Source organism: Microcoleus sp. B4-D4 (assembly GCF_036705185.1).
Classification (GTDB): Bacteria; Cyanobacteriota; Cyanobacteriia; order Cyanobacteriales; family Microcoleaceae; genus Microcoleus.
In genome coordinates, this window is record NZ_JAUBTX010000018.1 from 53,724 (window position 1) to 72,601 (window position 18,878).

General features: G+C 44.4%; 14 protein-coding genes. 11 read left to right on the forward strand and 3 right to left on the reverse strand.

What is annotated here, in order from left to right:
• Positions 1–49: 49 nt before the first annotated feature.
• A complete protein-coding gene (locus QUB13_RS15425; RefSeq protein WP_333382202.1) occupies positions 50–1,219 on the reverse strand; it encodes an IscS subfamily cysteine desulfurase in 1,170 nt (389 codons plus the stop codon).
• Between the two features lie 96 nt (positions 1,220–1,315).
• Here QUB13_RS15425 and QUB13_RS15430 point away from each other — a divergent pair, with 96 nt between their 5' ends.
• The 4 genes from QUB13_RS15430 (at position 1,316) to QUB13_RS15445 (ending at position 7,619) form a co-directional block, all read left to right on the forward strand.
• Complete coding sequence (locus QUB13_RS15430; protein ID WP_194009295.1) at positions 1,316–1,963, forward strand: hypothetical protein; 648 nt, start codon at positions 1,316–1,318, stop codon at positions 1,961–1,963.
• 546 nt (positions 1,964–2,509) lie between these two features.
• Positions 2,510–3,841: a four-carbon acid sugar kinase family protein gene (locus QUB13_RS15435; RefSeq protein WP_333382205.1), complete on the forward strand. Its 1,332-nt coding sequence runs from the start codon at positions 2,510–2,512 to the stop codon at positions 3,839–3,841.
• Between the two features lie 515 nt (positions 3,842–4,356).
• Positions 4,357–5,505, forward strand: coding sequence for a circadian clock protein LdpA (ldpA, locus tag QUB13_RS15440; protein WP_333382207.1), 1,149 nt, complete (start codon positions 4,357–4,359; stop codon positions 5,503–5,505).
• A gap of 335 nt (positions 5,506–5,840) precedes the next feature.
• Positions 5,841–7,619 carry a R3H domain-containing nucleic acid-binding protein gene (locus QUB13_RS15445; RefSeq protein ID WP_333382282.1) on the forward strand — a complete coding sequence of 593 codons (1,779 nt, stop codon included), beginning with the start codon at positions 5,841–5,843 and terminating at the stop codon, positions 7,617–7,619.
• A gap of 172 nt (positions 7,620–7,791) precedes the next feature.
• On the opposite strand, the gene QUB13_RS15450 is transcribed toward QUB13_RS15445, so the two are convergent.
• Positions 7,792–7,950: a hypothetical protein gene (locus QUB13_RS15450; protein ID WP_333382209.1), complete on the reverse strand. Its 159-nt coding sequence runs from the start codon at positions 7,948–7,950 to the stop codon at positions 7,792–7,794.
• 46 nt (positions 7,951–7,996) lie between these two features.
• On the opposite strand from QUB13_RS15450, the gene QUB13_RS15455 reads away from it, so the two are divergent.
• From QUB13_RS15455 to cheB, 7 genes are all read left to right on the forward strand, one after another.
• Entirely contained in the window at positions 7,997–9,649 is a 1,653-nt protein-coding gene (locus tag QUB13_RS15455; RefSeq protein ID WP_333382211.1) for a CheR family methyltransferase, read from the forward strand.
• Between the two features lie 283 nt (positions 9,650–9,932).
• Positions 9,933–11,051 carry a chemotaxis protein CheW gene (locus QUB13_RS15460; protein WP_333382213.1) on the forward strand — a complete coding sequence of 373 codons (1,119 nt, stop codon included), beginning with the start codon at positions 9,933–9,935 and terminating at the stop codon, positions 11,049–11,051.
• Positions 11,052–11,497: 446 nt separating this feature from the next.
• The gene (locus QUB13_RS15465; protein WP_333382215.1) at positions 11,498–12,958 is read left to right on the forward strand and encodes a methyl-accepting chemotaxis protein; all 1,461 of its coding nucleotides are present in this window, start codon (positions 11,498–11,500) and stop codon (positions 12,956–12,958) included.
• A gap of 106 nt (positions 12,959–13,064) precedes the next feature.
• Positions 13,065–13,274 (forward strand): methyl-accepting chemotaxis protein, encoded by a 210-nt coding sequence (locus QUB13_RS15470; RefSeq protein WP_442922171.1) that lies wholly within the window; start codon positions 13,065–13,067, stop codon positions 13,272–13,274.
• A gap of 110 nt (positions 13,275–13,384) precedes the next feature.
• Positions 13,385–13,852 (forward strand): hypothetical protein, encoded by a 468-nt coding sequence (locus QUB13_RS15475; RefSeq protein ID WP_333382217.1) that lies wholly within the window; start codon positions 13,385–13,387, stop codon positions 13,850–13,852.
• A gap of 54 nt (positions 13,853–13,906) precedes the next feature.
• Positions 13,907–16,399, forward strand: coding sequence for a hybrid sensor histidine kinase/response regulator (locus tag QUB13_RS15480; RefSeq protein ID WP_333382219.1), 2,493 nt, complete (start codon positions 13,907–13,909; stop codon positions 16,397–16,399).
• 204 nt (positions 16,400–16,603) lie between these two features.
• Positions 16,604–17,692, forward strand: a complete 1,089-nt coding sequence (gene cheB / locus QUB13_RS15485) for a chemotaxis-specific protein-glutamate methyltransferase CheB (protein ID WP_333382221.1) — start codon at positions 16,604–16,606, stop codon at positions 17,690–17,692.
• 165 nt (positions 17,693–17,857) lie between these two features.
• Here cheB and QUB13_RS15490 read toward each other — a convergent pair whose 3' ends face one another.
• Positions 17,858–18,247, reverse strand: a complete 390-nt coding sequence (locus QUB13_RS15490; RefSeq protein WP_194013022.1) for a response regulator — start codon at positions 18,245–18,247, stop codon at positions 17,858–17,860.
• Between the last annotated feature and the right edge of the window lie 631 nt (positions 18,248–18,878).

Consider the following 18,878-nt stretch of genomic DNA (forward strand, 5'->3'; position numbering starts at 1 on the left):
TTAAACCCCTCAGACATTCGCCAACAGTCTCTTTCAATCGCCGAACGATCTAACTCATCACTTTTTGAGCTTGTCGGAGAGATGTAATAGTTGCGATCGCGTGTTCGGCGACTGCATCTATTTCTGCTGCGGTATTGAACCGGCCAATTCCAAACCGAATTGAAGCATAAGCTAATTTGTCCGATCGCCCGATCGCTGCTAAAACATGAGATGGAGCAATTTTCGCCGAAGTACAAGCCGAACCCGAAGAAACAGCCGCCGCCGATTGCAAACCCAATATCAACGCTTGACCGTCAACCCCGCCTACACTAATATTAAGATTACCGGGCAATCTCTTAGTAGCGTGACCGTTGAGAAAAACATCGTCCAATTCACTCAAATTTTCCCACAAACGCTGGCGCAAATTAATCACTCGTTCTGTTTCCGACTCCATTTCCGCAACGGCTAATTCTACCGCTTTGGCGAATCCGACTATTTGCGGTGGGTAGAGAGTTCCCGATCGCATTCCCCGTTCGTGGCCTCCTCCGTGCATTTGTGGCGCTAGCTGCACTCTCGGTTTGTTGCGGCGGACGTACAGAGCACCGATGCCTTTTGGCCCGTAGATTTTGTGGGCTGTCAAGGACATTAAATCGATGTTCATTTCCTGTACGTCGAGGGGAATTTTGCCGATCGCCTGTGCCGCATCCGTGTGAAACAGAATGTCATTTCCGCGACAAATTGCAGCAATTTCGGCGATCGGTTGAATCACCCCAATTTCGTTATTAGCCGTCATCACTGAAACTAAAATTGTCTCGGCCCGAATCGCCTTGATCAAATCGCCAATATCAATCAATCCGTCACTTTTTACAGGTAAAACAGTAATATCAAACCCCAATTTTTGCAAATACGTACAGGGATCAAGAATTGCATTATGTTCGGTTTTTACTGTAATAATGTGCTTTCCTTTGCTGAAATAACTTTCGGCGACACCTTTAATCGCTAAATTATTTGCTTCCGTCGCACCGCTAGTAAAAACAATTTCTTCTGGAGAAGCATTGATTGCTTCTGCTATGATTTGCCGCGATTTTTTAACCGCTGCTTCTGCTTCCCAGCCGTAGACGTGGTTGATGCTGGCTGCGTTGCCGAATTGTTCGGTAAAATACGGCAGCATCGCATCAAGTACCCGTTTGTCTACAGGAGTTGTGGCGTGGTTGTCTAGGTAGATAGGACGTGCGGACATAGTGCAGTTTTGGTTGAAAAAAGTGTTAGATTTATTGTAGACGAGCCTTTTGTTCTACCACAAAACTTTATATTTAACAAATATTTGTGAAGATTTATGCGAGCTGACATTCAAGGATTAGAAATTACTGTCGGTGAGCTCAGGCACCTGTGCGGCGCGGGGCCCGATCGCGTATACAGACCGGCGACTGCAACTAATTTTGCGCGCGAAGTTTTAAAAACCGTCGGTTTAATTGTTTTGGTTATAATCAGTTGTTGGTTGCTGGTTGCGATATTTCCTAGGGCTTATTTGTTTTGGTTCGCCCTCCACCTCGCTGCGATATGCGGTTTAATTTTTGAGGATGCGTGGAAAATTTGGAGCAGCCAAAATAAAGATTTAATCAATTTGTTTGATGATGTCGATCGCTATAATGGTATAATCAAAGCGATCGAAATTAACGATCGGATAGAAGATGCGGGCAATGCGGAAGTCAAAATAGGCGATCGAGCCAAAGTCATTCAAGCCTTGCAGGCCATCAGAGAGGATTTAGTTCGAGCTTTGAAAACTGAAAGAATTCTCAGAGAAAACAAAAAATTTGTCGCAACTAACTCCGAACTGTTTGCCAATAATTTGAGAACATTGAATGCCTTGCAAATTAGCGATCGAGCCAGCAAACAAGGGCGATTGCTCAACGAAGCTTTGCAGTTAGCTACAGAAGTTCAAGCAGAAATAAAAAAGTTGCAAGATCGAAACACTGCTAATTGAAAAAATGGAAAAGATCGGACGGCGGTTGAAACCGCGTCTACACAAACTAATTCCATGCCAAGCGGAATGAAGAGCATAATACCATTTTTCTAAAGATGTGGTCTAGCTGAAGTCTTAGCCCCCCCTTGGTAAGGGGGGGTTGGGGGGGTAATGTCTAGCGCTACTTTATGAAATTGGTATAACGTAATTTTAGCCAAATACGGTTCAGTTAAAAAGCTAATTTCTCCCCGCGCACATCAGTTAATTTATAACTATCATAATCTCGGCGATCGCGATGGTCGCCGATCGCGAAAACTAACACTAAGAAATCTCTTCTGACACCAGCGTTAACCCAACCTTATTAAATTTTAACCGCCCCTTCTTCAACCCGCTCTTTAGTGGCTGTAAGGTAAGTATCAACCGGGTTTCAACCGCCCGGTATTATTCAACACATCTTAAAATTCATGAATAATGAGAATTGTTAAGAAATATCCTAATTGTAAATTTTTGGCTGTTAAGTAACAGGTAAGGATATCTTGGAAAGGTGACGTTAACAACAAGGTCAGTATGTCTTCTAGCCAACCCAAGATTATAGTTCTCGACGACGATCCAACAGGTTCGCAAACCGTGCACAGTTGCTTGCTGCTGACACGTTGGGACGAAGATACCCTGCGTTTGGGGCTGCGGGACAAGTCCCCGATTTTTTTTATACTGACAAATACTCGATCGCTAACTCCCGAAAAAGCAGCCTCCGTCACCCGCGAAGTGTGCCAAAATCTAAAAAGGGCGATCGCCAGCGAAAAAATCGAAGACTTCCTAATCGTTAGCCGTTCCGATTCTACCCTGCGCGGCCACTATCCCATCGAAACCGACGCGATCGCCGAAGAACTCGGCCCCTTCGACGCCCATTTTCTAATTCCCGCCTTTTTTGAAGGAGGCAGAATTACCCGCCACAGCGTGCATTACCTAATAGTTAACAGTGTCCCGACACCAGTACACGAAACCGAATTTGCCAAAGATTCAGTCTTCGGGTACAGTCACAGTTACCTGCCAGACTATGTAGAAGAAAAAACCAAAGGTCGCATCCCCGCTGATGCAGTCGATCGCATTTTACTCGCAGACATTCGCTACGGAAGTTTAGATCGACTCATGGACATGACAGACAACCAATGTGCAGTTGTTGACGGCCAAAGCCAAGGCGATTTAGACACATTTGCCAAACACATTCTCAATGCAGTCAGTCAAGGCAAAAAGTTTTTATTCCGCAGTGCAGCGAGTATTTTAACATCCTTAGCTAACCTCGGCCCGCAGCCAATCGCAGCCGACAATATGGCAAAATACGTGAGGGACGGCAAACCTGGTGCAGTAATAGTTGGTTCCCACGTTAAGAAAACTACGGAACAATTGGAACGCTTGTTAAAAGAACCCAATATAGTTAGCATTGAAATAGATGTATCTCACTTGCTAGAAGATTCACCCGAGTATCGCACCCAAATGCTCGATGAAATTCTCGAAAAAGTCCGCACTGCTCATGCAGATGGCAAAACGCCTGTAATTTATACCAGCCGCAAGGAACTCGAATTTGAAAATACCGAAGTCCGGTTAAAATTTGGAGAGGCGGTTTCTGCTTTATTGATGGATATCGTGCGGGGACTGCCTGCAGATATCGGGTTTTTAATTAGCAAGGGTGGCATTACTTCTAATGATGTTTTGAGTACAGGTTTGTCGCTGAAAAGTGTCAGGCAAATCGGTCAAATTATTGCCGGTTGTTCGGTGGTAAAAACAGCATCCGATCATCCTCTCTTTCCCAATTTACCAGTGGTTTTGTTTCCGGGAAATGTGGGGGACAGCAATGCTTTGGCTACGGTTTACAAGCGGCTGAGCAAGCATTCTAGCTAGTAGAATCATTTTCCTAACGCAGATGAATATAATTCTATTGAGAGAGGAAACATTGATATCAACTTAAGCCTAAAACCGTTTAAAAACGTCGTTTTATACTCGTTACCAGCAGTGTCTGGTAACGACGAGCTGGAGGCTCTGCCGACCTAATCTTGTGTCGAGGTAGAGCCTCTCGATATAGGTTCCCAGGCACTGCTGGGAAGCAGTTAAATATAACCTACGCTCTTCTTGCCAAAATCGCCAAAATATGCTAATGTAGAGAGTCTGTCTTTAAAAGAGTCATCATTTGCAATTCCCAATCTAAAATCTAAAATCTAAAATGCGATCGCCCCTGACAGCCGCTTTCAAAAAAATGAAATTTCCGAAAAAAATTCAGCCCGAACTCTACATATAGAGCCAACAGCGCTACAGTTACTGCTATCAGTAGCGTTTCTGGGTTGTATCAGCCGAAATTTAAAAATAAAATAAAAAATTTTCACGTAGTAATTTTTAGTTGAAAGGATTAGCATATAAGGGTGACAGAACATTATCATCCCCTAAACTCATTAAAAAGCGGCCGCTGGTTCAAGTTGATCTGTGGGGCGAGCTTTCAACACCTGCCTGCGGTTCGGAATCTCACCTTGGCTTACACCTTAGCAGGCGCTGACTGTATCGATGTCGCGGCAGATCCCGCCGCCGTCGCAGCAGCGAAAGAAGCCCTACAAGTTGCCAGCGAATTACAGGCAAAAACCCCCAACCGCAGGTTTGGGGGCAAAGGGTTGCCCTGGCTGATGGTGAGTTTAAACGATGGGGAAGACCCGCATTTTCGCAAGGCCGAATTCAACCCAGCCGATTGTCCGACGGACTGCTGGCGGCCTTGCGAAAAAATATGTCCGGCCTCCGCAATAGTTTTTCAGGAAGCTGTTGAGGGTTTTTCCGGGGTGATAGACCAGCAATGCTATGGCTGCGGTCGCTGTCTGCCAATTTGTCCGAGCCAATTAATCTACACTCGTTCTTACGTGTCTGCTCCCGCTGCGATCGCACCTTTAATCTTGCAATCCGGTGCGGATGCCCTAGAAATCCACACGCAAGTAGGCAGAGAAGTAGATTTTGCGCGACTTTGGTCGAGCATAGCTCCGTGGGTCGATCGACTCAAATTAATAGCAATTAGTTGCCCCGATGGAGACGGTTTGATTGACTATTTGCGGACACTGTATCAAATAATTTCCCCCCTTCCTTGTCCCCTAATTTGGCAAACCGACGGTAGGCCAATGAGCGGAGATATCGGAACAGGAACTACTAGAGCGGCAGTAAAACTCGGTCAAAAAGTTTTGGCTGCCCAGTTGCCGGGATTCGTGCAACTTGCAGGAGGCACTAACGATCGCACTGTCAGCAAACTCAGAGCCTCTGGACTGCTTTTGGATGGCGGAAAAAATTTGTCAGTTCCTCCTGTCCAATACATTGCAGGTGTAGCTTACGGCAGCTATGCCAGGGTTTTGCTGTCGCCAATTTTAGAACAATTAGACACAATGCAGAGCGATCGAGCTTATGCCGTTCCCGTGGCAGCCGCTCACAGCGCAGCCGAAGTTCCAACACCTCGGTTGAATCAACTCGAAGCCGTCCCAGAACTTCTCTCGGAGGCCGTGAGTTTAGCTCGTTCTCTAGTTTCCCAGATTAAAAGTTAGTTGTTAGTTGTTGGTTGTTAGTTGTTGGTTGTTAGTTGTTGGTTGTTAGTTGTTAGTTGTTGGTTGTTAGTTGTTAGTTGTTAGTTGTTAGTTGTTAATCAAAAAAAACTGATAACTAACAACTGTATTCTGCGATTTCGCGATCGCACTTGCGACAAGAGTAAAACCCGGTTTCTTAGTATATTTCTCGTTACCCAACTCAAAACTCGTCGAAGCCGGGTTTCTAGCCACCGATGCGTACACAGTCAACAGTCAACAGACAACAGTCAACAGTCAACAGACAACAGTCAACAGTCAACAGTCCCTTGTCCACTGAACCGAACACACCGAGGCGAATGCAGATTACAGACGACCTCAACAGATTATTAGAAATCGTGCCAGACGAGATCCGGCAGCCCCTAGAGCAGCACCCGCAGCGCAACAATCTCATTGAGGTTGTAATGGACTTGGGCCGCCGACCAGAAGCTCGTTTTCCATCCTCGGCCGAACATCTTTCCCAAACACCGATTTCCAAAGCAGACCTCAACTATTGCATCGATCGAGTCGGCAGCTTCGGCGGCGACAATCGAGCCGGTATCGAGCAAACCCTGCACCGAATTAGCGCCCTTCGCAACCGCAGCGGCGAGATTATCGGCTTGACATTGAGGGTGGGCCGCGCTGTGTTCGGGACGATCGGCATTATCCGCGATTTAGTGGAAACCGGTCAGTCAATTTTGATGCTAGGCCGCCCCGGAGTAGGCAAAACCACAGCCCTGCGCGAAATCGCCCGCGTGCTCGCCGACGACTTGGAAAAACGAGTGGTAATCATCGACACCTCCAACGAAATCGCCGGAGATGGAGACATCCCGCATCCGGCGATCGGCAGAGCTCGCAGAATGCAAGTTTCCCGTCCCGAACTCCAGCACCAAGTCATGATCGAAGCAGTGGAAAACCATATGCCGCAAGTGATCGTGATTGACGAAATCGGTACGGAATTAGAAGCTTTGGCCGCTCGGACGATCGCCGAAAGGGGCGTGCAATTGGTCGGTACCGCCCACGGGAACCGGATCGAAAACTTGATGAAAAACCCGACTCTGGCAGACTTAATTGGCGGAATCCAAGCGGTGACGCTAGGAGATGACGAAGCAAGGCGGCGCGGTTCTCAAAAGACAGTTTTGGAACGCAAATCGCCGCCTACTTTTGAAATTGCGGTCGAAATGCTCGAACGCCAGCGCTGGGTAATCCACGAACGAGTCTCAGATTCGATCGACAGCCTGCTGCGGGGACGCGAACCAAGCCAGCAAATCAGAAGCGTCAGCGACAGCGGAGAAGTAATTATCGAGCGCGAGTCAGCCTCTCCCCCCGCCCGGTTCCCAGGGATGCCAGCTTCCGGCCAAGGCCCCGCTGTGGTATCAGCAATGCGGCCAGTCACACCGATTTCTGGGTGGCGCAGTGCCGGCAAAATGGTGCCGATGCCCCCTCAAGGCGAGAAATTCGCAGCAGCTAACAGCGCGCCGGTGGCTCCTGAGAGTCGGTATTTCGAGCAACTCCTCGAAGAATCCCTGTCCGTGGAACCAGTACCGCAGCAGCGGGGACGTTATTCCCAGAACGTCGGCCCTAACGGCGAAGATTTGCCCCTCCACGTTTATCCTTACGGCATAGCTCGCCACCAGCTAGAACAGGTGATTTCCACCCTGAACTTGCCGGTGCAGTTGACGAAGGATATTGAAAGTGCTGACGTGGTTTTGGCTTTGCGATCGAACGTGCGGAACCAGTCAAAATTAAGGCACTTGGCCAAAACTCGCCAAGTTCCCCTGCACACAATTAAGGCCGGCACTATTCCCCACGTAGCGAGAGCCTTGCGGCGCTTGTTGGACATGGACGACCCCGGCACCCCGGAAGTGGCAGACCTCGCCTTATTCGCCCGCAGCGGTACTTCTGACGAGCTCGAAGCTCTCGAAGAAACCCGCTTGGCTGTGGAGCAAATTGTGATTCCCAAGGGACAGCCGGTGGAACTCTTACCGCGTTCTCCCAACGTCCGCAAAATGCAGCACGAACTTGTGGAACACTATCACCTAAAATCTCACAGTTTTGGAGAAGAACCCAACCGCCGCCTGCGGATTTTTCCAGCTTAAACAGTCGGGATTTGGAACCGGCATTGTGTAGGGTGCGCGGGCCGCACCTTACCGATTGAAGGCGGAAGGTAGAAAGCAAACGGCCGAATTTTTTTCGTGCTGCTGTCTGTTTTCTACCTGCTGTTTTCGATCTCGCAATCTGCTAAATTAACGATGGTTTTTGTGGGTGAGTTCACCGCCCCAACTCGAATCTTGCGGTCGATCGACCTGACACGATCTTATTTCCGTTCGGATTGTGGCGGTGAGTGCGATCGGCTAAAATTCCCAATTCCCAATTCCCAATCCCCCATTCCCAATTCCCAATTCCCAATTCCCAATCCCCAATTCCCAATTCCCCATCATAATAGATTCTACCTAAACAAATTTACCGAGTTGATATGAATGATGCACAAATTCAGCTATTTATTCAATTAATTGCCGCTCACACAGGTTTAGAAATTCGCCCGCAAGATCGATCGGCTTTGGCTCAAAAACTTTTGACTCGGATGAAAGCTGTAAAAATAGGCTTACCCGATAATTATTATCAAATGTTAGCTGCTCCGAGTCTGGAAAGTCAAAACGAATGGGACAAACTCGCCCTGCTGCTGACAACTAACGAAAGTTATTTCATGCGGGACAAAGGACAATTGTCGCTCCTAGAAAAAGTCATTTTCCCGGAATTGATCGATCGCCAATTAAAACTACACGATCAATTGGGGATTAAGCCAACCCTGCGAATCTGGAGTGCAGGCTGTTCTACCGGTGAAGAACCTTATTCTTTAGTTTTTATTTTAAAAAATCTAATTTCCGATTTGGAAAAATGGAATATTTTAGTTTTAGGTACTGATATCAATCAAGAAGTAATAGAAAAAGCGCAGCGGGGAATTTACAGCCCTTGGTCGTTTCGCTTAGTCGATCCAAATTTGCAAGCGCGCTATTTCGATCGGCGAAAAACCGAGTGGGTAATAGATAGAACATTGCGCCAATTTGTGAGCTTTAGCAATCTCAATTTAGTGACAGATAATTTTCCTAATATTTACACAGATATTAATAACATGGATTTGATACTATGCAGAAATGTTTTTGTTTATTTTGAAGATAAATATATTTCCCAGGTATTGAAAAAATTTGCCAAGACGCTGAGACCTGGAGGATATTTAATGACCGGTCACGCGGAAGTTTACAATCACGTAATGAAGGAGTTTCAACCAAAAATTTTCCCGGAGTCGGTTGTTTATCAAGCCAAGAATGTCCTAGGGGATGAACCAGGTAAAATAGAGTCTTTGATTACACCAGCGTCCCAGGTAAAATCAGCCTCTGGGGAATCGGGAAAGGGAGCGAAAGTTGGTAGCGACAGCCGTCAGTTGCTACCAGCAAAAACGGTGCCAGCTAGTTTTGCTAACGGCAATTTTACAGATATCGGGTCGCTGTCAACAGCAGATACTCCGTTGCAAAAAATACTGCCAAGTCGCTATGTGGAGGAACATTGTGCGGGCAAGGATGGGGCATTATTAAACTATAATTTAACCCAAAAAACGCCACAACAAACTTATTTAATGCTAATCAAAGAAGCTAAGCAATGCTTTAGAAATAAAGATTATACTGAGGCGATTGACCGGGCAAAAAAGGCGTTATCTCTCCAATGTCAGACCTTTGATGCTGATTATTTATTGGCGCAAATTTATGCAAATTTAGGTAATTATTCTCAGGCGATCGAACACTGCAAGCAAGCTAGCAAAGTAGATTCTATGTCAGTATTTCCTTATTGTTTACAAGCGCACATTGCTGAAGAACAGGGCGATTTGGAAACAGCTAAAATTATTTTGAGAAAAATCATTTATCTGTGCCCATCTTTTGTTTCAGCTTATCTCGAACTCGGAAATATATACATTCAAGAAGGTAAGCTAAATATCGCTATTAAAATGTACAACTCATCCTGCGAAATTCTCAAAAAACTACCGCCGAATACTCCGATAGAGCAGCAGGGAAAAATGACAGCGAGTCAAGTATTGATGGATGTTCAAAAAAAATTGGTAAAATTGTACAGCTAACAAAACTGACGGGCAGGGAGAATTTACAAACTAATTTTTTTGGTAAGTACCTCGCTACCCATTGGTGTAAACTTAAGTCTGAAATCTTTGCTCTCTCTGGTGTGTATCCAAGCCTCGATGGGAGCATCTGGGGGTTTGAAAAAAGCATTTTTTCTTGATCGTACACCTCAATATTTCTTGAGGTGCGTTATTAAATGCAAAACACAGATGTTCTGCCTCGATCGCTCTAGCATACTAGCCCTGATTTTTCCCAAGTCCCAGTCAATAAAGTGTCACAATCAATATGGAAACTAAGCCGTATCTTATATTTAAACAGAACGGTTTGCTCTGGGGTGTAGAAGTCGCCTGCGTTCGGGAAATTTTCTTTCTACCGGAGCTCACACCTATCGCCGAAGCGCCTCCAGATATTGTTGGGGCGATCGATCTCAGGGGCTCTATTCTGCCGGTGATGGATCTAAATCTTCGTTTTGGGTATCTGTGGCACGAGTATTGTTTGACAGATAGTGCGATCGTTATAGAATGGCAAGAAGTTCGAGTTGCCATCATTGTTAATGAAGTTACCGAAGTTAAGCAGATCCCGGAAGATGCAATAACTCCGCAGCTATCTTACGGGCGAGACAACTCAGAGGCCTCGCATCATTTTGTAGCTGGATTTGCTCGCTGTGAAGCCGATATGATCATGCTGCTAAATCTCGATCGCCTAATTCGATATTCTCCCGACAAAACAGAGGCAGAAATTCCCTTTTCTGCAAGCATTGCAGGCTCTGGGGCGTTATCCGGCAAGGTAGAGGGCCAAAATTTGCAGTTAGAAATAGATCCAAAATTGTTAGCGGAAAATGCTAATTTTTTGAGCCAGCCTCGCGTTTTTTGTCCGAATGCTCTGCCGGAAGAAAAGGCAATTTTTCGAGAGCGAGCTGACAATTTGAGGCTCTTGGGCGATCGCAAAAATTCTGAAGCAATTAATCTGTCGCTGGCGGTGGTTCTCTTAAACGACGAATATTTTGGTATTAATCTAGAGGTAGTGCGTGAATTTACTGACATTCGCCAAGTAACTCCGGTTCCTTGCACTCCCGATCGCATTATTGGAAATATGAATTTGCGGGGCGAGATTCTGACGCTAGTGGATATTCGGAATGTTTTAAGTATGTCGGCAGATACAAAATCTCTATCTAAGGCGATCGTTGTTGAAATTGAAGATTTGGTTGCAGGTATAGTTGTTGATGAAATCTTAAATATTATATATTTGAATGTGGCAGAGCTTGGGACTATTCCTGCTGCACTAACTTCGGAAAACCGCGAATATCTGCTCGGTACAACTATTTACAAAGAAAAAATTATCGCTGTTCTCAACTTACATAAACTCCTGAAACAAGGGGGAATTGTTGTTGACGAGGAGGTTTGAAAAAAGATTTTATCAGCCATCGGAATTGCGCCGACACTAACGAAGTCCGCGTCACCGAAAATTCAAGAAAAGATATAGCCTTTATCAGCAAAAGCGCCCTACACTGGGATTTTTCGTAACTGGTAATTTAGGAATTATATATAGGTTGCCATAGAGCTAATTTTATCACCCAAATACTCCCAAAAAAACCTCAATCTCGGTTAAAAACCCAGTTGATTGACCTTTGGGTGTAAGCCATGTAATTACTCGCCCTCATGTCTCACAAAAATTAAGAACCGCTATAGCAATAAAACGGAATTTGCTATGATATTATTTGTTAGTGTCACTGCACGGCATCGCTGCCAGAAGTTGCCGGCTGATTTCTGTTGTTAAGGCGGTATTCCTAACGACAAGCGCAGCGTCACAATATTACCAACAGAAATCCCATCTTAAATTCAGGAAAAAAGATGTTTGCTAAAATTAACAATTTAAACATTAGAAACAAGATACTGCTCGGATATCTAGTGCCAGCAACTATATACTTAGGGTTTCCCGTAATAGTTATCGCTACTACCAATCAGGTGTTTAACACTTTCCAAGAAACAGAAAGAGTAGAGCAAGTAATCGGACAAACCAGTAAAATATCCGCAGGTGCGGAGCAAATGGTACGGGGGATGCGCGGGTATATAATTAATAAAAATCAGCAGTTTTTAAAGGATTTTCAAGTAGGTGCACAATTAGCTCGCCAGTCGGCGAATAATGTAGAGCAGATCGTTAAAGATCCCTCACAGAAAACCCGTTTGTATAGGATGCGAGAGCTAGTCAACGAATATTATGATGGTTCTAACGAAATTGTTCGCTTATTGCAGCAAAATCAAAAAGAGAAAGCCATCGCTCTATTTAATACAGGCAAGTACACAAATTTTGTGAATGAATTTGTGGAAGTGAACCGGGTATTTCGGGAAGCAGAATTAAATATAATTAAGGAAAAAACGCAGATAACAAAGGAAGCTTTACACTTTTTGATATCGACGCTGCTGGTTGCTTCGGTGCTTTTAATGCTGTTTGGTGCGGGCATAGCTTGGCTGATTTCGTCAGGAATTGTCGGAACTATCGATCGCGCAATTAGTTCGATCGCCACTTCTTCCACTGAGATTGCAGCAACAGTTGAAGAACAGGAACGCATGGCAAGCCAGCAAGCAGCTTCAGTCAATCAAACTACTACGACGATGGACGAATTGGGTGCATCTTCTCGCGCGACTTCACAGCAGATAGAAACTGCCGCATCTCAAGCAATACAAGCTTTAAATTTAGCTGGAACAGGTACAAAAGCTGTCGAACAAACTTTAGAAGCAATGGCAACCCTGAAAACAAAAGTGCAGGATATGCAAGGGCAAATTATGCAGTTGAGCGAGCAAACCGATCGCATTGGCAATATCTCAACTGTCGTTAGCGATTTGGCAAATCAGACTAATATGTTAGCGCTTAATGCTGCCGTGGAGGCAGTGCGGGCGGGCGAACACGGCAAGGGATTTGGCGTTGTCGCGTCAGAAATTCGCAAACTAGCCGATCGCAGTAAAAAATCTGCTACGCAAATTAATCTCTTAGTTGCTGATATTCAAAAGGCGATTAACTCAACAGTAATGGTAACAGATGAAGGAACTAAAACTGTAGAATTTGGTGTAAATATTGCCTCAGAAACCGCAGCAGCCTTTGCTGGAGTGGCTGATGCAATTAACAATGTGGTTTTGACCTCTCAGCAAATTTCGCTGAACGCCAAACAGCAAGCAATCGCGATCGAGCAAGTGGTGGAAGCTATGAACTCACTCAACCAAGCAGCAGCACAAACGGCTTCCGGTATCACTCAAACTAAAGTCGGTACTCAAAAATTGAATGAAGCTGCTTTAGATCTAAAAGCAGTTGTTTAAGAATAGCAATTAGTTCTGATAGCTTCACAAAAATATGCAACTGTAAGCCCCTTTTCCCCTTGATGACAGTACAAGTCAGCTTGGCAATATCTCGACTTTAGCAAGTTTGGTTAGCGATTTAGCCAGCCATAGGAATATCCTGGCTCTCAACGCCGCCGTGAAAGCAGTCAGAGCCGATGAGTACGATAAAGGTTTGGCGTTGGTAGCAAGGGAAATTCGCAAGTTAGCAGAGGAAAGCCAAGAAGTGGCACAAAAGATTAATGGTATTATTCCAGAGATTAAACGTGCGATCTACTCGACTGTGAAAGCAACATAAGAGGGAGCCAAAACTGCAGTAATATCAATTCCGGTTGCACTCATACATGATGTTAATAATCAACAGTCAACAGTCAACAGTCAACAGTCAACAGTGAATTTACTATTCCGATGAAGAGAGGATTTGATATAACAGGCGTGAAAACAGCACGAGATATGGCAGAAGCTTTTACGGGGCTTCTGGAAGCTTGCAATCTGGTGTTTACTAGCAATCAACAAATTTCTTTTAATATTAAACAGCAGGCGATCGCTATTCAGCAAGTAGGTGATGCCATGAATTCTCTCAACCAAGCCGCTTTTCAAACAGTCAGCGGCATTACTCAAGCCAAAATCGGCACTCAAAAACCTAACGAAGCTGCATTAAATTTCAAGTCTGTGATGTCAGAAGGAAGTTCGGAAACGAGGGGTATACGGGATTTAATGGATTTAATGGATTTAATCAAAAATTGGGCGCATTTCAGTTTTGCATTTACAGTGCGAGCCTCCCCGCTCGCGATTTGTACAATACGCGAGATATTAAGCTCGTACTATGATAAAAAAAATGCTTTTTGCAAAACTGAGATGCTCCCGAAGAATTAGCGATTACCAATTAGCGATTACCAATTAGCGATTACCGCTTACCCAAAGATATATATGATAGAAGATCAAGAACTACGAGATGTATTTAAAATTGCTAGTCAAGAACACTTGCAGAAACTAGACGATGGATTTCTGTACTTAGAACAACACCCAAGAGACTTAGCTAAGTTAGAAGAATTGCTGCGGGAAACCCATTCTCTTAAAGGTGATGCTGGGATGTTGGGCGTAAAAAATGTAGCATCTTTAGCTCATCAAATAGAGCATATTTTGGGAGGTATCAAGCGGGGAGAAACTCAACTAAATCCAGAGCTTAGCGATCGACTTTCCCAAGGTTTAGAGGCGCTTCGCCAACTCGTTAACGAAGCCGTCACGGGTCAAGATTCCGGTGTCAATACATTTTACGTGCTCGCTAGCATGATGGGTGCTTCTAGCAATCCCCAGCCCGCCGCCCCGACAGCAGAACTATCATCTTCACAAGTACCAGAACAAGAATTAGTAAAAACGCAATTTACTAATTCGGAAAATACGCCACCAGAAACAAACAATGAAACTTCTTTAGCCACTAATTTAGATCGTAATTTCTCTTTTTTGACGATACAATCGGAGCGAGAATTGCTGTCGAAATCTCAAAAATTGCCTGCCGCTTCTGGCCCCGCTGCTACATCGGCTTCCGAACCGACTGTTAAGAATGGTTCTTCTAGTTCGTCTTACCGCATCGAAACAATTCGCGTTGCTACCAAAAATTTAGACGATTTAATGACTCAAGCAGGGGAACTAACTGTTACCAAAACTCGGTTAGTACACCGACTTGCTGAACTCGAAAAAATTACCACTTTGTGGGAAGATTGGAGCCGAGAATCTTTTATAAATCGGTTGGCTGATCATCAAATAGAAACTGAGACAACCGGATCTGAACAAAACGAGATATTCATGCAGTTTCAGAAATATTACCAGCGGACTGAAGAACATTTAGAACATCTGGGAACTTTAGTAAATCGCTTGAACAATCTAGTTGATGAAGATACGGCTAGACTCGAATTAATTACGGAGGAATTAAGCTCAGGAATTCGCACTCTTAGACTGCTGCCTTTGTCTAATATTTTTAATATATTTCCCCGAGCGGTTAGAGACTTGGCGAAGCAGGAAGAAAAAGAAGTTGCATTAGTCATTGAAGGTGGGGAAACTTTAGCTGATAAACGCATTTTAGAAGAAATGAAAGACCCTTTGATGCACCTGATTCGGAATGCGATCGACCACGGCATCGAGACTACCGCCGAACGCGAAAGGCTCGGCAAACCTCCCGTGGCTACTCTCCGAATTAAAGGCTACCAGACTGCTAGTAATATTATCATTGAAGTTGCTGATGATGGCCAGGGGCTGAATCTCGATCGCATTAAACAAACTGCTGTCAAACGCAACGTCTGCACGCCGGAAGCACTCGCCGTCATGACAGAAAGCCAAATTCAATCGTTGATTTTTGCTCCGGGTTTTTCCACCAGAACATTTGTTACGGAAGTCTCTGGCCGGGGGGTTGGTTTAGATGTAGTTCGGATTAATGTTGAATCACTAAAAGGCAGTATTCAAGTTGAATCTGTACCAGGAAAAGAATGTATTTTTCGGCTAACTATCGGCACATCTATAGCTACTGCTAATGTATTAATTATAGCTGTTGAAGGTGTTGCTTATGCGCTGCCAATTGAGTTTGTTGATACCGGAATAATGGTGGCTAATTCTGATATTTTTCCTTTAGAAGGGAAAGCAACTATACTTGTCGATGGTCAGCCGCTATCAGTTGCGTATTTGGCAGATTTATTAGAATTAAACAAGGGAGAATGGCTGCCTCAAAATCAGGAGTGGAGAGAGGAAAGTTGGAAAAAACTCAACAGGAAAATAGAGGGAGAATCCCTGACTTCAAATTCTCAAAAAATGTCTTGTATTGTCCTGAAAGTTGGGGAGGAAAGATTGGGATTATTTATAGATACTTTGATTGACGCACAGGATGTGGTGATTAAACCTCAAAGTCAATTGCTGAAACGGGTGCGAAATGTTTCAGGTGCAACGATTCTCGGAACGGGGGAAGTTTGTATGGTACTCAATCCTCACGATTTGATAAAATCTGTACGCAAACAAGTTTCGTCGCGTGAGGTTTCTGGCGGGCGATCGCCCGTTGAGACGGTCAGCCAAAAACAAGTTATACTTTTAGCAGAAGATTCGATCGCTACCCGCACTCAAGAAAAGCGCATCCTCGAAGGTGCAGGTTATGAAGTAGTGACAGCAGTAGATGGATTGGATGCTTTCAATAAATTAAAAACTCGCTACTTTGATGCTCTGATTTCTGATATACAAATGCCAAATTTGGATGGCTTAGGACTTACTGTTAAAATTCGCGAGCAAAAAGAATACAATGAGTTGCCGATTATTTTGGTAACATCTTTGGCATCGGATGAAGATCGAAAAAGAGGGGCTGATGCCGGGGCTAATGCTTATATTCCTAAAGGTACGTTCAATCAAGATGTATTAATAGAAACCTTGAAAAGGTTAGTTTAATTGTAGAAGAAGGGGAAGGGCAAGGGGAAGGAAGATAGGAAGAGTGGGAGAGTTGGAGAGTGGGAGAGTGGGATAGACGGCTACCAATTCCCAATCCCTCCGCTTCGCTGGGCCCAATTCCCAATTATCGATTCCCAATTCCCAATCCCTCCGCTTCGCTGGGCCCAATTCCTAATTATTCATTCCCAATTACTTAAAAAATTCATGTCTTCGGTCATAAAAGTATTGTTAGTAGAAGATTCGCCAGTAGCTACGATCGTCCTCAAGCGCATTTTGGATGCTTCGCCAGAAATCCAAGTTGTAGGAACCGCTTGCAACGGGTTAGAAGCACTAGAATTAATTCCGAAACTTCAGCCGGACGTTATCTGTACGGATTTTAATATGGCAAAAATGAACGGGTTAGAATTCACGCAGGAAGTGATGAAAAAATACCCGCGACCGATTTTAATAATTAGTGCTTCTGTACAAGCAAGCGATACTCAAAATGTATTTGAACTTATGAAAGCAGGTGCATTAGATGTTTTCCCCAAACCGATTGGCGGGTTGGCATCAGATTACGCTCGTCTCGCGAATGAATTAATTGCTAAAGTTAAAGTTTTGTCGGGAGTTAAAGTATTTACGCGGCATCAAAGGCTGGGAGGAATCGAAACAAGCGATCGCCCCAGCCCAAAAATTAATCAATTATCAGTGAACAATTACCAATTATCCAGGGAAAATCTTAAGCCTCAAACTATTAAATTATTGGCTGTAGGCGCGTCTACAGGCGGGCCACAAGCGCTGCAGTCGATTATTTCGCAGTTTCCAGCTAATTTGCCAGTGCCGGTAATTTGCATCCAGCATATCAGTGAAGGATTTTTGCAGGGATTGGTTAACTGGTTGGGTTGTGAATCTAAACTGCCGGTGAGAATAGCTGGTTTGCGGGAATTACCGCAAGCTGGGATTATTTATTTTCCGCCTGAAAAGCGTCATTTAGAATTGGATTCTCAAGGGAGATTTATTTATTCGGAAGGTGCTGGTGAAGGGGGACACTGCCCATCTGTAACGGTAACTTTTAAGTCAGTTGCTAATTTTTATGGTAGGGGGGCTGCTGGTGTTTTGCTAACAGGAATGGGTAGAGACGGTGCTGAGGGTATGCTGGCGATCGCGCGAGTAGGAGGCTTGACAATTGCTCAAGATCGAGACAGTTGCGTGGTTTTTGGAATGCCGAAAGAGGCGATCGCCCTTGGTGCAGCTCAGCACGTTTTACCCATCAGCGCGATCGCTCCCCTGCTGTTGGCTAAGTTAAAAGTTTAGCACTTAGGGAAAATATATAGCCTTTTTCAAGCGTGGTGAGGAGTTGACATTTTAGATTGAGGAATTGGGGGATTGAGGGATTGAGCGATCGATCTGTCAATACCTCCTATGAGAGATCTAACTGCTATAGAAGGAGACGGCGGTTGAAACCGCGCCCATCTTCTTTTATGATTTTAGAGTGATAAACTTACCAATAACTTCGCGCAACTTTTCAGCATCAAAGGGCTTAGTTAAATACTCGGTTGCTCCCGCCAAACGACCCTGCACCTTATCAAAGGCTCCATCTCTGGCTGTCAGCATCACGATCGGCAAATTTTGAAATTGAGGTAAGCTTCGTACTGTGCGACAGAGTTCCAATCCGTCAATACCAGGCATCGAAACATCGAGCAACAAAACAGAAATTTGTTCGTGATAAATCGTTGATAAAGCATCGACTGCATTGTCTGTAACGAGAACTCGAAACTCTTTGCTTAAGGCTTGTTTGACCAGTCCTTGCATTACGACGCTATCATCAACTGCCAAAATAGTTGGTATTTGAATGCTAGTTGCAGACATATTCTTCTCCCGGTTTATTTATAATTCTTGAAAAGATAAAACATAATTTTCGCCATGTCGAAGGGCTCGAAAACAGGGATGGCTAGAAAAGTCGATCGCCTATTACAACACTTGCAAAATCTCCATCTCAATGCTAAAACCCTCGACGGTCGAGTTTGACCAACTATCGTTACAAAGTTTAACATTTTGGCAATCTTTTGTACTTCATTTTCTCACTGTAATTGAGTAGTCTGTGGCACAGACTCGTAAACCGCACTGGTATTGTGGCACAAATTGATTATTTTAATCTACCAGCAAGCCTCCTACGCACGATTAGACAAGTCCCTTAAAATACACTTAAATTTAGAGAACTTGCTCCAAAAAATCCGGTTTCTTGGAAAATCGTTGCTCATCCCAGAGATGCTTGAGGAAAAAAACCCGGGTTTTGTGCCTCGCCTGCCTCTAGGACTGACTTATTCAAAAATTCTCTGTAAACTGCTATCCGCGATGTATGGGTGAAGCGTTTTTTTCCCTGGGGAGGCTCTTAGATTCACCCAGCCGGAGTATTAAAAAGCACAGTCAAGTCGAAATATAATTTGTATCGTATTTAGATCTGCGGTGTCCTAATTCCATAACTCAAAAGTTTCAATTT